This window comes from Kitasatospora sp. NPDC050463 (assembly GCF_040655255.1).
Taxonomy (GTDB): domain Bacteria; phylum Actinomycetota; class Actinomycetes; order Streptomycetales; family Streptomycetaceae; genus Kitasatospora.
In genome coordinates this window covers 1-15,478 of record NZ_JBFAJO010000048.1, presented here as the reverse complement: position 1 = coordinate 15,478, position 15,478 = coordinate 1, and the positions used below count along the sequence as shown (strand labels likewise).

The 15,478-nt window shown below is 75.1% G+C and carries 2 protein-coding genes; both read right to left on the bottom strand.

The window, feature by feature from the left end:
- Positions 1–6 precede the first annotated feature (6 nt).
- Positions 7–9,474 (bottom strand): type I polyketide synthase, encoded by a 9,468-nt coding sequence (locus AB0J08_RS26935; RefSeq protein ID WP_360639503.1) that lies wholly within the window; start codon positions 9,472–9,474, stop codon positions 7–9.
- A gap of 11 nt (positions 9,475–9,485) precedes the next feature.
- Positions 9,486–15,461 carry an SDR family NAD(P)-dependent oxidoreductase gene (locus AB0J08_RS26930; RefSeq protein WP_360639500.1) on the bottom strand — a complete coding sequence of 1,992 codons (5,976 nt, stop codon included), beginning with the start codon at positions 15,459–15,461 and terminating at the stop codon, positions 9,486–9,488.
- Positions 15,462–15,478 lie beyond the last annotated feature (17 nt).

The following is a 15,478-nucleotide window of genomic DNA, read 5'->3' as shown; positions in this document are numbered from 1 at the left end:
GGACGGTCAGGAGATGCCGAATTCCTTGCCGATGTACTCGATCAACTCGTCGTCCGTGGCCTCCGCCAGTTCGACGGACGCGGGCTCCGGCTGTTCCTCGGTCAGCTGCGCGAGCAGCGAGGTCAGCCGGGTGATGACGACCTTGCGGGTGAGGTCGTCGGAGGCGATTGCGGGCAATCGCGTTTCGAGCTCCTCCAGCAGCGCGGCGGCCGGGCTGCCGGACTCCTCGCGGATCCGCTCCAGCAGGTGGGCGGTGACGGCGCGCGCCGTCGGGTGGTCGAAGACGAGGGTGACCGGCAGTCGCATGCCGCTGAGCCGGCTGAGCCGGTTGCGCAGTTCGACCGCCGTCACCGAGTCGAGGCCGAGCCCGGTCAGCGGGCCGTCCACGTCGAGCGCGTCGGGCGTGGCGTACCTGAGCACCGCGGCGAGCTCGGCGCGTACCAGGGTCAGGACGTGGTCGTCGCCCTCCGGTTGGGAGAGTGCGGCCAGCCGGTCGCGCAGGGCGGACAGGGTGTCCACCGAGTCGGTGTTGCCGCCGGTCCCGGCCTCCGCCATGGCCGCCAGTGCCTCGGGGACGGTGCTGAGCAGCGGGCTAGGCCGCAGCGAGGCGAGACCCCGGGCGAAGCGGTCCCACGCGATGTCGCCCACGAGCAGAAACGTTTCGTCGTGCCGTACCGCGCGACGGAGCGCGTCCATCGCGAGCTCGGGATCCATCGCGCGCACGCCCCGGCTGCGAAGCCTGGCCTCGGCGTCGTCACGCGAGTCGAGGCTGCCGCCGCCCCACGCGCCCCAGGCCACCGAGGTCGCCGGCAGCCCGCGCGCCCGCCGGTGGCGGGCGAAGGCGTCCAGGTAGGCGTTGGCCGCCGCGTAGTTGGCCTGACCGGCGCTGCCGACGGTGCCGCCGAACGCCGAGAACAGCACGAACGCCGTGAGGTCCAGGCCCTCGGTCAGCGTGTGGAGGTTGTTCACGGCGGCGACCTTGGAGGCGAAGACCCGCTCCAGGCGTTCCGGGGTCAGCGCGTCGACCGGGCCGTCGTCGACCACGCCGGCGACGTGCATCACCGCGGTCAGCGGGGCGTCCCCGGGCACCGAGGCCAGCAGCTCCGCCAGGGCCGCGCGGTCCGCCACGTCGCAGTCCGCGAGGGTCACCCGGGTGCCCAGGGCGGTGAGATCGGCGACGAGTTCGTCGGCGCCGGCGGCGGAGGTGGCCCGCCGGCCGGCCAGGACGAGGTGCGGCGCGCCCTCGCCGGCGAGCCACCGGGCCACGTGCCGGCCGAGCGCGCCGGTGCCGCCCGTGACGAGCACGGTGCCCGTGGGCCGCCACCCGGTGTCCGGGCCCGGGGCCGCGGCCCGGACGAGCCGGCAGCCGAGGACGCCGGTGGCGCGGACGGCCAGCTGGTCCTCCTCCGCGCCCAGGCCGGCCAGTGCCTCGACGAACCGGTCCTGCGCCCGTCGGTCCACGTCCTGCGGAAGGTCGATCAGGCCGCCCCAGCGTTCGGGCTGTTCCAGCGCGGCGGACCGGCCCAGGCCCCAGACCTGGGCGGCGGTCGGGTCACGGAGCGGGTCGGTGTCGTCCACCGACACCGCACCGCTGGTGACGCACCAGAGCCGGGCGGCCGTCCCGGTGTCGCCGAGCGCCTGTACCAGAGCCAGGGTGCCCGCGGTGGCCGCGGCGACCGTGGGACGCTCCGGGCTCGGCGAGCCGTCGAGTGCCAGCAGCGACAGCACGCCCGTGACCTCGGCCCCGTCGGCGGCGGCCCGCAGGCGCCGCGCCAGGATCTCCCGGTCGAGCTCGGCGGCGCCCACCTCGACCCGCACCGCCTCGGCACCGGCCCGTTCGAGGGCCTCCACCAGCGCGGTGACGGTGGGGTGGTCCGCCAGGGCCTCGGGCACCACGGCGAGCCAGCTGCCGCCCGGCACCGCCGCGGGGGCGGCGGCGAGCGGCTGCCAGGTCACCTGGTACGTCCAGGAGTCCACGGCGGAGCGCCGGTCCAGCTGCCGGCGCCAGGACGCGAGGACGGGCAGCGCCGCTCGCACCGCCGGCTCGGCGTCGGTGCCGATCTCCAGCGTGGAGGTCAGCGCGGTGAGGTCCTGCTGTTCGACCGCGGCCCAGAAGGCCTGGTCGGCCGCGGTGGCGGCGCCGCCCGCACCGGCGACCGGGACGGTGCCGGCGACCGGGGTGTCCAGCCAGAAGGTCTCGTGCTGGAACGGATACGTGGGCAGGTCGACCCGGCGGGCGCCCGCCCCCCGGAACGCGGCCCGCCAGTCGACGCTCACACCGCTCACATGGGCCTCGGCGGCCGACGTCAGGAACCGCCGCAGGCCGCCCTCGTCCCGGCGCAGCGTGGGGACGACGACCGGTTCGCCGCCCTGCTGCTCGACGGTCTCCTGGATCGAGAGCGCCAGCAGCGGGTGCGGACCGGCCTCGACGAAGGTGCGGTACCCGTCGCGGCTCATCGCCCGGACGGCGGCCTCGAAGGCCACCGTCTCCCGGACGTTGCGGTACCAGTAGGCGGCGTCGAGGGTCGCGGTGTCGACCACGTCCCCGGTCACCGTGGAGTACATCGGGATCCTGCCCGGCCCGGGCGTGACCGGCGCGAGGTCGCGCAGCAGGCGCTCGCGCAGCGCGTCCACATGGGCCGAGTGTCCGGCCACCGTCACGCCGGGCACCCGGCGGGCCCGGATGCCGTCCGCCGCGCAGGCGGCCACGAACGCGTCGCAGGCGTCGGCGTCGCCGGAGACCGTGCACGAGCCCGGCCCGTTGACGGCGGCCACCGACAGTCGCCGGCCCCAGGGTTCGATCCGGCGCGCCGCCTCGTCGGCCGGCAGCAGGACGGCGGTCATCCCGCCGCTCCCGGCCAGGGTGGCCCAGGCGTCGCTGCGGACCACGATGATCCGTGCGGCGTCCTCCAGGGACAGGCCCCCCGCGATGTACGCGGCGGCGACCTCGCCCTGCGAGTGCCCCACCACGGCCGCCGGTTCCACCCCATGGGAGCGCCACAGCGCGGCCAGCGACACCATCATGGTGAACAGCACCGGCTGGTACACGTCCAGGCGGTCCTCGGAGGGCACGGCGTCGCCGCGCAGCACGTCGAGCACGGACCAGCCGGTCAGGGCGCGGATCCGCGCGTCGCAGGCCTCGGCCTGCTCGCGGAAGGCGGGTGCGGTCGCCAGGAGTTCACGCCCCATGGCAGGCCACTCGCTGCCCTGCCCGGGGAAGACGAACACCGGCCGCGCCTCACCGCCGGCGACGCCCCGGACGACGTCCGCACCGGTCTCCCCGGCGGCCGCGCGGGACAGTCCGGCGGTGTCGGTGCCGAGCAGGACGGCGCGGTGGGCGAACAGCGCACGGCCGTGCGCCAGGGAGTGCCCGACGTCGGCCGGGTCGAGGTCGGGCTGTTCGGCGAGCCTGCTCCGCAGCCGCTGGAGCTGCTCGTCGAGGGCCCGGCCGGTCCGGGCGGACAGCACCCAGGGGACGACGGCCGGCGGCGCGGGCTGCTCGGCGGCCTCGGGCCGGTCGGCCTGGTCGGGCCGGTCGGCCGCCTCGGGCAGGTCCGCCAGGTCGGCCGCCGGGGGCTCCTCCAGGACGAGGTGGGCGTTGGTACCGCTGATCCCGAACGAGGAGACCGCCGCGCGACGCGGGCCGTCCTGGCGTTCCCAGGGCCGGGCCTCGGTCAGCAGCCGGATCTCGCCCGACTCCCAGTCCACGTGCGGCGACGGGGCGTCGACGTGCAAGGTCCTGGGCAGGACGCCGTGCCGCATCGACAGGACGAGCTTCATCACGCCGGCCACGGCGGCCGCGGCGGCGGTGTGGCCGATGTTGGACTTCACCGAGCCGAGCCACAGCGGCCGGTCCCGGTCCCGGCCGTAGGTCGCGAGCAGGGCGTTGGCCTCGATCGGGTCACCCAGCCGGGTGCCGGTGCCGTGCGCCTCCACCACGTCGACGTCGCGCGCCGTGAGTCCGGCGGCGTGCAGGGTGCGCCGGATCACCCGCTCCTGCGAGGGCCCGTTCGGCGCCGTCAGCCCGTTGGAGGCGCCGTCGTGGTTGATCGCGCTGCCCCGGATGACCGCCAGGACGGGGTGGCCGTTGCGGCGGGCCTCGGACAGCCGCTCCACCACCAGGACGCCGGCGCCCTCGGACATGCCCATTCCGTCGGCCGCGGCCGCGAACGGCTTGCACCGGCCGTCCGGCGCCAGCACCTGCTGCCGGCTCAGTCCCGCGAAGCCGCCCGAGGAGGGCATCACCGCCACGCCGCCGACCAGGGCCAGCGTGCACTCGCCGCGGCGCAGCGCCTGGCAGGCCAGGTGCAGGGCCACCAGGGAGGAGGAGCAGGCCGTGTCGACGGTGAGCGAGGGGCCCTCCAGGCCGAGGGTGTAGGACACCCGCCCGGACAGGACGCTGGTGAACACGCCGGTCATGAGGTGGGCTTCGAGCCCCTCCCCGGGCGGGGTGGCCGCCCCGTAGAAGGAGTGCATGCCGCCCGCGTAGACGCCGGTGCTGGTGCCGTGCAGGGTGGTCGGGTCGATGCCCGCCCGTTCGACGGCCTCCCAGGAGGTCTCCAGCAGCAGTCGCTGCTGCGGGTCCATCGCCAGCGCCTCGCGCGGTGAGATGCCGAAGAACGCCGCGTCGAAGTCGCCCGCGTCGTGCAGGAACCCGCCCTCGCGGGCATAGGTCGTCCCGTCGTGGTGCGGGTCGGGGTCGTAGAGCCTGGCGAGGTCCCAGCCGCGGTTGGTGGGGAAGGGCGAGATCGCGTCGCCGCCCGCGGCGAGCAGCTCCCAGAACCGCTCCGGTGTGGTGACGCCGCCGGGGAACCGGCAGGCCATGCTGACGATCGCGATCGGGTCGTCGTCCGCGCCGGCCGCCGTCTCGGCGAGCGCCGGGACGGCCGGCCCGGTACCGGTCACCCGGGTGAGCAGGAAGTCGGCGAGCGCGCGGGCCGAGGGGTGGTCGAAGACCAGGCTGGCGGGCAGCGCGATCCCGGTGGCCGCGGAGAGGCGGTTGCGCAGTTCCACGGCCGACAGCGAGTCGAAGCCCAGCTCGCGGAAGGCGCGGGTCGCGTCCACGGCGTCGGGCGTGGCATGCCCGAGGACGACCGCCGCCTCGGTGCGGACCAGGTCGAGGAGGACCCGTGGCCGGGCGTCGGCCGGCACCGTCGCGAGCTTCGCCGCCAGCGCCGAGGCGTCCGGGCGGGTGCCGTCCGCGGCCGTCCGGGCGCTGTCCAGCGCCCTCCGCGCCTGCGGCACTTCGCGGATCAGCGGGCTGGGGCGGGCCATCGTGAAGACCGGCGCCGCCCGGTCCCACTCGACGTGCGTGACCACCAGGTGGGTCTCGTCCCGGGCGATCGACTGGAGCAGGGCGGAGACCGCGAGGTCCGGGTCCAGGGCCGGGAACCCGCGCCGCGCCAGCCGGTCGGCGACGTCCTCGGCCATCCCGGCGCCCCAGGACCCCCAGGCGATCGAGGTCGCGGGCAGTCCGCTGCGGCGGCGCTGCTGCGCGAGGGCGTCCAGCTGGGCGTTGGCGGCCGCGTAGTTGCCCTGGCCGGCGGCGCCGAAGCTGCCGGCGACCGAGGAGAACAGTACGAACGCGTCGAGGTCCAGATGGCCGGTCAGTTCGTGCAGGTGCAGCGCACCGTCCACCTTCGGCGCCATCACCTCGGCGAAGCGCTGCGGGGTGAGGGTGTCGACCAGGCCGTCGGCCAGCACCCCGGCCGCGTGCAGCACCGCCGTCAGGGGAGCGTCGGCGGGCAGCGAGTCGAGCAGCGCCGCGACCTCGGACCGGACCGACACGTCGCAGGCGACGATCCTGACCCGGGCGCCCAGCGCCGTCAGCTCCCGCTCCAGCTCGGCCGCGCCCGGGGCGTCCGGTCCGCGCAGTCCGGCCAGCACGAGGTGTTCGGCGCCGTCGGCCGCGAGCCGGCGGGCCACGTGGGCGCCGATCAGTCCGGTGCCGCCGCTGATCAGCACGGTGCCGCGCGGGCGCCACGGCTCCACGGCGGCCTCGGGCAGCGGCGCCCTGACGATGCGCCGCACGAACACCGCCGCCTCGCGGATCGCGACCTCGCACTCGTCGTCGACGCCCCCGAGGACGGCGACCAGACGGTCGTGCGCGGTGTCGTCCAGGTGCGGCGGCAGGTCGACCAGACCGCCCCAGCGGCGCGGCTGCTCCAGCGCCACGACCCGGCCGAGGCCCCACAGCCCGGCCTGGACGGCGCTGGTCAGCTCGTCGTCGTCGCCGGTGGAGACCGCTCCTTCGGTGACGCACCACAGCGGTGCCTCGATGCCGGTGGTGCCCAGCACCCGGACCAGGTCCGCCGTGCCGTGCAGCGCGGTGGACTCGTCCAGGGCCAGCAGCGACAGCACCCCCGTCACCGGGGCCCCGCCGTGGTCGGCGAGCTCCGCCGCCTCGGTGACCAGCACCTCCAGGCGCCTCTGCCGCAGGGCCTCGGCGAGCGCGGTGACCCGCCGGTCGGCGGTGTGCTCCGGGGGCACCACGAGCAGCCACGTCCCGGACGCGCCGGGCGCCGAGCCGAGCGCGAGCGGGCGCCAGACGATCCGGTACCGCCACTCGTCCAGGGCCGCGCGCTCCGTGCGGCCGCGGCGCCTGGTCGCCAGGGTCGACACGACGGAGCCCAGCGGGGCGTCCGCGGGCAGCGCCAGCAGCTCGGTCAGCGCCGCGCCGTCCGCCGAGTCGACGGCCTGCCAGAACGACGTCTCCCAGGCGTCCCGGCCGCTCTCGACCGCGCTGGGCGCGGGGACGTCGAGCCAGTACCGCCGGTGCTGGAACGCGTACGTGGGCAGGTCCACCGGGCGCGGTCCGGCCTCGGCGAGGACCGACTCCCACCGCACGGCCGCGCCGCGGACGTACGCCTCGGCCGCCGAGGCGAGCATCCGCTCCGGCCCGCCCGACTCCCGGCGAAGCGTCCCGACCACGGCGGCGTCACGCCCGGCCGCGTCGATCGTCTCCTGCACGCCGACCGACACCACGGGGTGCGGGCTCACCTCGACGAAGCAGGTCACCCCGTCGTCGAGCAGCCCCCTGATCACCGGTTCGAAACCGACCGGCTCGCGCAGGTTCCGGTACCAGTAGCCGGCGTCCAGCGCGGTGGTGTCCAGCAGCGTGCCGGTGACCGTGGAGTGGAACGGGATCTCCGACGGGCGCGGTTCGACCACGCCGAGCGCCTCGGCGATCTCGGTGCGGACGGCGTCGACGTGGTGCGAGTGCGAGGCGTAGTCCACCTCGATCCGGCGGGCCCGGACGCCCTCGTCGGCGAGCGCGGCGAGGAAGGCCTCCAGCGCCGCGTCGTCGCCGGAGACCACCACCGAGGACGGGCCGTTCACCGCCGCGACGGACAGCGCCCCGCCCCGCTCCGCGAGCCGCGCCCGCACCTCGTCCACCGGCAGGGCCACCGACACCATTCCGCCGCGCCCGGCGAGCCCCAGCAGCGCCCGGCTGCGCAGCGCCACGATCCGCGCGCCGTCGTCGAGCGACAGCGCGCCCGCCACGCAGGCCGCGGCGATCTCGCCCTGGGAGTGTCCGACCACGGCGGCGGGCCGCACGCCCAGCGAGCGCCACTCCTCGGCCAGCGACACCATCACCGCCCACAGCACCGGCTGCACGACGTCCACCCGGTCCAGCGGAGCGCCTTCGCGCAGGAGGTCGCGCGGGTCGCGGTCCAGGTAGGGGGCGAGGGCCTGCGCGCACTGCGCCATCCGCGCGGCGAACACCGGGGAGGAGTCGAGCAGCGGCACGGCCATGCCGGCCCACTGGGCGCCCTGGCCGGGGAAGACGAACGCCACCCGGGCCGAGCCCGCGGCCCGCCCGCGGACGACGTCCGGCAGGCTGCGCCCGGCGGCGAGGCCGGCGAGCGCGGCGCACAGCCCGGCCCGGTCGGCGGCGAGCACCACCGCACGGTGGTCGAACCGGGTGCGCGCGGTCGCCAGCGTGTGTGCGACGTCCACCGGGTCGAGGTCCGGGTGGTCCTGCACCAGCGCGTTGAGCCGGCGGGCCTGGTGGCGCAGCGCGTCCTCCGTCCGGCCGGAGAGCGCCCACGGCACGACCGGCACGGTACCGGTGCGCGCCGGCCGCTCCACCGCGGGGGCCTGCTCCAGCACCACGTGCGCGTTGGTGCCGCTGACGCCGAACGCGGACACCGCGGCGCGCCGGGGCCGGTCCAGTTCCGGCCACGGCCGGGCGGCGGTCAGCAGCTCGACCGCGCCGGCCGACCAGTCGACCTGCGGGGACGGCCGGTCCACGTGCAGAGTGCGCGGCAGAGTGCCGTGCCGCATCGCCATCACCATCTTGATGACGCCGGTGACTCCCGCGGCGGCCTGCGTGTGGCCGATGTTCGACTTCACCGAGCCCAGGGCCAGCGGTACCTCACGGTTCTGGCCGTAGGTGGCCAGCAGGGCCCGCGCCTCGATCGGATCACCGATCGGCGTTCCGGTCCCGTGCGCCTCCACGGCGTCCACGTCGGTGGCGAGCAGTCGGGCGTCGGCCAGCGCGGCGCGGATCACGCGCTGCTGGGCGGGCCCGCTGGGGGTCGTCAGCCCGCTGGAGGCGCCGTCCTGGTTCACCGCGGTGCCGCGCACCACGGCGAGCACGCGGTGCCCGTCCCGCACGGCGTCCGAGAGCCGCGCCAGCAGCAGCATGCCGACGCCCTCGCCCCAGCCGGTGCCGTCCGCCCGGTCGGAGAAGGACTTGCAGCGGCCGTCGGGGGCGAGGCCGCGCTGCCGGCTGAACTCGATGAACGCCGCCGGGGAGGACATCACCGTGACGCCGCCGGCCAGCGCCAGCGAGCACTGGCCCTGCCGCAGCGCCCCGACCGCCAGGTGCAGGCCCACCAGGGAGGAGGAGCAGGCGGTGTCGACGGTGACCGTCGGGCCCTCGAAGCCGAAGGTGTAGGCGATCCGCCCGGAGGCCACGCTGCCCGAACTGCCGTTGCCCACGTAGCCCTCGAAGCCCTCGGGGACGCGGTGCAGGCGGCCGGCGTAGTCGTTGTACATCACGCCGACGTACGTGCCGACCTGCTCACCGCGCAGGGTGGTCGGGTCGATGCCGGCCCGCTCCACGGCCTCCCACGAGGTCTCCAGCAGCAGCCGCTGCTGCGGGTCGATCGCCAGCGCGTCCTTGGGGCTGATGCCGAAGAACTCGGGGTCGAAGTCGGCCGCCGGGTAGAGGAAGCCGCCCTCCCGGGCGTAGCTGGTGCCGGTCCGGTCCGGGTCCGGGTGGTAGAGCGACTCCAGGTCCCAGCCGCGGTCGGCCGGGAATCCGGCGACCGCGTCGCGGCCCTCCTCGACCAGGCGCCAGAGGTCCTCGGGGCTTCGTACGTCACCGGGGTAGCGGCACGCCATTCCGATGATGGCGATGGGCTCGTGCGCCGCGTCGACGAGCTGCCGATTGCGACGGCGCAGCCGCTCCGTCTCCTTCAGCGAACCCCGTAACACCTCAATGATCTGCTCTTTGCTCTGGTTCACCGATACCCCCGTCAGTCCCGGTCTCGCTGATCATCCTGTGCCATCTGGATCAATTCGTCGAGAGCCATTTCGTCAATACCACCGGAATCAGCCATGTGATGATCCATCGATTTCTGTTCGTCCTCGGAGCCTGCCAGCCGCAACAGCAGGTCGAGGACCCCCGCGTCGCGCAAGCGGTCGACGGGAATGGCGGCGACAATCCGCCGCAGCTCGGCATCGCCGTCGGCCACCGCTTCGGCGGGCGCGAGAGCCGCCGTCAGGTGCCGGGCCAGGGCCGTGGCGTTGGGGTGGTCGAACAGCACCGCGGTGGGCAGCCGCAGCCCGGTGGCCGCGTCCAGCCGGGTCCGCAGGTCGATCGCCGTCAGCGAGTCCAGACCCAGCTCGAAGAAGCCGCGGTCGGCGTCGACCGTGCCGGCGTCGTGGTGCCCGAGCACCCCGGCCAGTTCCCGCACGACCACCCGGCGCACCAGGTCGGCGCGGTCGGCCTCCGCCGCCCCGGCGAGCCTGGTCCGCAGCTCCGCGCCGCCGTCCGGGTCCGCGGCGCCGCCCTGGCCCGCGGCGCCGCCTTCCGGCCGCCGCGGCGCCGGCACGAGACCGTGCAGCAGCGGCACCAGGGTGCCCGAGCGGGCCTGGGCGCGCAGGGCGGCCCGGTCCAGCAGGACGGCCGCCAACTCGGCCTCCCCGGCCCCGACCGCGGCGTCGAAGAGTGCCAGCACCTCGGCCGGGGATAGCGCGCCGATCCCCGCCCGGGCCATCCTGCGCACATCGGCCTCGGCCAGGCCGCCGACGATGCCGCCGTCGCTCTCCCACCGCCCCCACGCCAGCGCGGAGGCCGGGAGGCCGGCCGCGCGCCGGTGCTGGGCCAGCCCGTTGAGGAGCGCGTTGGCCGCCGCGTAGTTCGCCTGCCCCGGCCCGCCGAAGAGGCTGGTGGTGGAGGAGAAGAGCACGAAGGCGTCCAGCGGCAGATGCCGCGTCAGCCGGTGCAGGTGCAGCGCCGCGTCCGCCTTCGGCGCCAGCACCGTGGCCAGCCGCCCGGCGCTCTGGGAGGGCAGGACGGCGTCGTCGACGACGCCCGCCGCGTGGATCACCGCGCGGAGCGGGTGGTCCACCGGGACGTCGGCCAGCACGCGGGCCAGATCGTCCTCGTCGGACACGTCGCAGGCGACGGCCCGCACCTCGGCGCCGTGGCCGGCGAGCTCGGCCGCCAGGGCCTCCGCGCCCGCCCCGCCACCGCTGCGGCTCACCAGCAGCAGGTGCCGCACGCCGCGTGCGGTCACCAGGTGCCGGGCGATCTCGGTACCGAGCGCCCCGGTACCGCCGGTGATCAGGACGGTGCCGTCCCGGTCCCAGTCGACCGGCTCCGCCCGCCCGGCGGCGGGGACCAGCCGGGGCACGCGCACGGCACCGGCGCGCACGGCGAGTTGCGGCTCGCGCGCCGCGAGTGCGGTGGCCAGCGCCGGGGCCAGCGCGTCCGGCGTGTCGACGTCCACCAGGACGAACCGGCCGGGGTACTCCGCCTGAGCGGCCCGCACCAGGCCCCACACGGCGGCGCCGGTGAGGTCGGGGACGTCCTCGCCGTCGTGCGGCGCGACGGCGCCACGGGTGACGACCGCGAGTCGCGCCCGTTCCAACCTCGGGTCGGCGACCCAGTCCTGAAGTATCGTCAGGACCCTTGTCAGGGTGGGCCGCAGGTCGGTTTCCCCGGCGGGACCGGCGTGCCCCGGCTCACCGAAGCACGGCAGGACCACCAGCTCGGGCACCTCGGCGGACGTCGCCGACGGGTCCCCCGAGGACGCCTCCGAGGACGCGCCCGAAGGTGCCCCCGCGGGCGCCTCCAGGGGCAGCTCCACCGACAGCGACGCGAGGTCGGCGACGAGGCGGTCGGTGTCCCGGAGCGGGATGCCCAGGGCGTCCCGCCCCAGCACGGCGTACCCGGGCGCGCTCCCGCCGGCGGGGACGACAGGCTGCCAGTCGACCCGGAACAGCGCCTGCCGCCCGCCACCGGCCGCGCGCAACTGACGCTCGGATACCTGACGGAACGTCAGAGCATCCACGGAGAGCACGAAAGCACCCGAGGCGTCGTGGGCCGTCAGCGCCAGCGCGCCGTCGGCCCCCGGCACGATCCGCACCCGCAGCTCCGCCGCACCCGCCCCCGCCACCCGCACGCCGCTCCAGGTGAACGGCAGCCCGGCCTCCGGCCGGATCAGCGCGGTGGCGTGGAGGACGGCGTCCAGCAGGGCCGGGTGCACGGAGAAGAGGCCGGCCTGCGCGACGACGTCCTCGGGCAGGCTCACCTCCGCCCAGAACTCGTCCTCGTGCCGCCACACCGACCGCAGCCCCTGGAAGGCGGGTCCGTACCCGAACCCGGCCTCCGCCAGGCGCGGGTAGAAGTCCGCGAGATCGACGGGCACGGCGTGCGCGGGCGGCCACCCGGCGGCCTCGGCACCGGGCAGGCCCGGCACCGGCTCCCCGGGCACGGCTCCGGTCAGGACACCGGTGGCGTGCCGCACCCAGGCGTCCTCGCCCCGACGGGCGTACACGCTGAACGGCCGGGCCCCGTGCTCGTCCTGGGCCGCCACGGCCACCTGGACCGCCACGTCCCCACGCTCCGGAAGGACGAGCGGCACCTCCAGCGCCAGCTCCGCCACCTGGTCACAACCCACCTCGCGGCCCGCGCGGAGGGCACATTCGAGGAACGCCGTACCGGGCACCAGCGCGGTGCCCGCGATGACATGGTCGGCGAGCCACTCCTGCGCGTCCAGCGCCAGCGTGCCGGTGAGCAGGCATCCCCCGGAGTCCGGCAGCTCCACCACGGCCCCGAGCAGCGGATGACCGGCGGTGCCGAAGCCCGCCGCCGGCTGACCGGCCGACTGCGCGCCCTCCTTCAGCCAGTAGTGCCGCCGCTGGAACGCGTAGGTCGGGAGGTCGACGGCGGGGACCCGGGACCGGCCGAACACCGCGTCCCACGCGAGGGTGGCGCCTCGGACGTGGGCGTGGGCGAGCGCGGTCAGCACCGCCACGCACTCGTCGCGGTCGCGGCGCACCGCGGGCACGAACAGCGCGCAGCCGTCCGCCACGACCTCCCGCCCCATGGCGCTCAGGACGCCGTCGGGGCCGAGCTCGACGAAGGTCTCGACCCCGTCGGCGTGCAGGGACTGCACGGCGTCGGCGAAGCGGACCGCCTGGCGGGCGTGCTTCACCCAGTACTCGGGTGTGGCGATCTCCTCCGACACCGGAGCGCCGGTGACGGTGGAGACGAAGCGCAGCGTCGGCGAGTGGAAGGACAGGCCCGCGAGTACCTGGCGGAAGTCGTCGAGCATCGGGTCCATCAGGGGTGAGTGGAAGGCATGGCTGACCCGCAGGCGGCGCGAGCGGCGATCCGCCAGGGCCTCTGTGATCCGCTCCACCGCGTCCTCGGCGCCCGAAACCACCACCGACGTCGGCCCGTTGACCGCCGCGAGCGAGACGTCGTCACCCAGCAGTGGCAGGACCTCCTCCTCGGAGGCCTCCACCGCCACCATCACCCCACCGGCCGGAAGCGCCTGCATCAGCCGACCGCGAGCGGCAACCAAAGTGCACGCGTCCTCCAGCGACAACACACCCGCCACATGAGCGGCCGCGATCTCACCCACCGAGTGACCCGCCACCGCATCCGGCCGCACACCCCACGACTCCCAGAGCCGGAACAGCGCCACCTCGAACGCGAACAGCGCCGGCTGCGCGACACCCGTCCCCTCCAGAGCCTCGGCATCCGCACCGAAGAACTCCCCACGGATACCGAGACGTTCGAGGGCCTCGTCCAACGCATCCGCGAACACCGTGAACCGCTCGTACAGTTCGCCCCCCATGCCGACCCGCTGCGCGCCCTGCCCCGCGAACAGGAACGCCCACCCGCCGTTCGTCGCGCTGCCGGTGACCACACCCGCGTCGGGCTCCCCCGCCGCCAACGCCAGCAGGCCCCGCCGCAGTTCGGCCGCGTCACCGGCCACCACCACCGCACGGTGGTCCAGCGCCGCACGCGTCCTCGCCAACGCCTGCCCCAGGACGGCCACCGGGCTGTCGTCGACCAGCGGCGCAAGTCGCGCCGCCTGCGCACGAAGCGCGACCTCCCCGGCGGCGGACAGCACCACCGGCACCGGCCCGGCCTGCACCGGCAGTTCCGTCGGCTCCTCCGCCGGCCCCTGCTCAAGGATCACGTGCGCGTTGGTGCCGCTGATCCCGAACGAGGACACCGCCGCACGGCGTGGACGCTCCACCTCCGGCCAGGCCGTCTGCTCCGTCAGCAACCGCACCCCGCCCGCCGACCAGTCCACATGCGACGACGGCTCATCCACATGCAACGTGGCCGGAAGGACACCGTGGCGCATCGCCATCACCATCTTGATGACACCGGCGACGCCAGCAGCGGCCTGGGTGTGACCGAGATTCGACTTCACCGACCCCAGCCACAACGGCTCGTGCCGCTCCTGCCCGTAGGTCGCCAGCAACGCCTGCGCCTCGATCGGGTCACCCAACGTGGTACCCGTCCCGTGCCCCTCCACCGCGTCCACCTCGGCGGCGGACAACCGGGCGTTCGCCAACGCCTGCCGGATCACCCGCTGCTGCGACGGCCCGTTCGGCGCCGTCAAACCGTTCGACGCACCGTCCTGATTCACCGCAGTGCCACGCACCACCGCCAACACCCGATGCCCGTTGCGCACCGCGTCCGACAACCGCTCCACCAACAGCACGCCCACACCCTCGGACCAACCCGTGCCGTCCGCCGCCTGCGCGTACGACTTGCACCGGCCGTCCTCCGCCAGGCCCCGCTGACGGCTGAACTCCACGAACGCCCCCGGCGTCGACATCACCGTCACACCACCGACCAACGCCAGCGAACACTCACCCTGCCGCAACGACTGCGCCGCCAGATGCAACGCCACCAACGACGACGAACACGCCGTGTCGACGGTGACCGCGGGACCTTCGAGACCGAACGTGTAGGACAACCGCCCGGACGCGATGCTGCCCGCGCTGCCGTTGCCGAGATATCCCTCCAGCTCCTCCGGCACGGTGGACAGCCGCGACGCGTAGTCGTGGTACATCACCCCCGCGAAGACACCGGTGTCGGTGCCGCGCAACGTGGTCGGATCGATGCCCGCACGCTCGAACACCTCCCACGACGTCTCCAGCAACAACCGCTGCTGCGGGTCCATCGCCAACGCCTCACGCGGCGAGATCCCGAAGAACTCCGCATCGAACTCGCCCGCGTCGTGCAGGAACCCGCCCTCCTTGGTGTAGAAGGTGCCGAGCTGGTCGGCGTCCGGGCTGTAGAGCGCGTCGAGATCCCAGTCACGGTTCTCCGGGAACAGCGAGATGCCCTCGTCACCGGCCACGACCATGCGCCAGAGGTCCTCCGGCGAGGAGATTCCGCCCGGGTAGCGGCAGGCCATCCCGACGATGGCGATCGGCTCGTCCGCTGCCGGATTCACCGGCGAGGACGCCGAATCGAGCACGGCCCGCGGCTGTTCCGTCTCTACCTCGACAAGCTGCGGGAGCAGGAAGCCGGCGAGCTCGGCCGGACTGGGGTAGTCGAAGATCAGCGTTGTCGGGAGCGACAGGCCCGTGACCTTGTTGAGCCGATTGCGCAGGTCCACAGCGGTCAACGAATCGAAGCCCAGCTCCGTGAACGCCCGGCCGGCCGGAACCTCGCCCGCCGTTCCATGGCCCAGGACACCGGCGATCTCCGTCCGCACGAGCGACAACAGCACGCCAGCGCGCTCGGCCTCCGGCAGCGCCGCCAGCCTCTGCCGATACCCCGAATCCGGCCGGCTGCCGCGCAGTTCCGTCCGTGCCCACGCTGGTACGAGCTCCCTCATCAAGGGCGCGAGCGAGTCGTTCTCCGCCTCGGTCCGCAGCACGGCGGCGTCCAGGCGCGCGGCCACGAGGTTCGGTTCCTTGGTCGCGAGTGCGGTGTCGAGGAGGTGCAGGGCGTCCCGGGTCTCCAACGCCAGCACACCCTGAC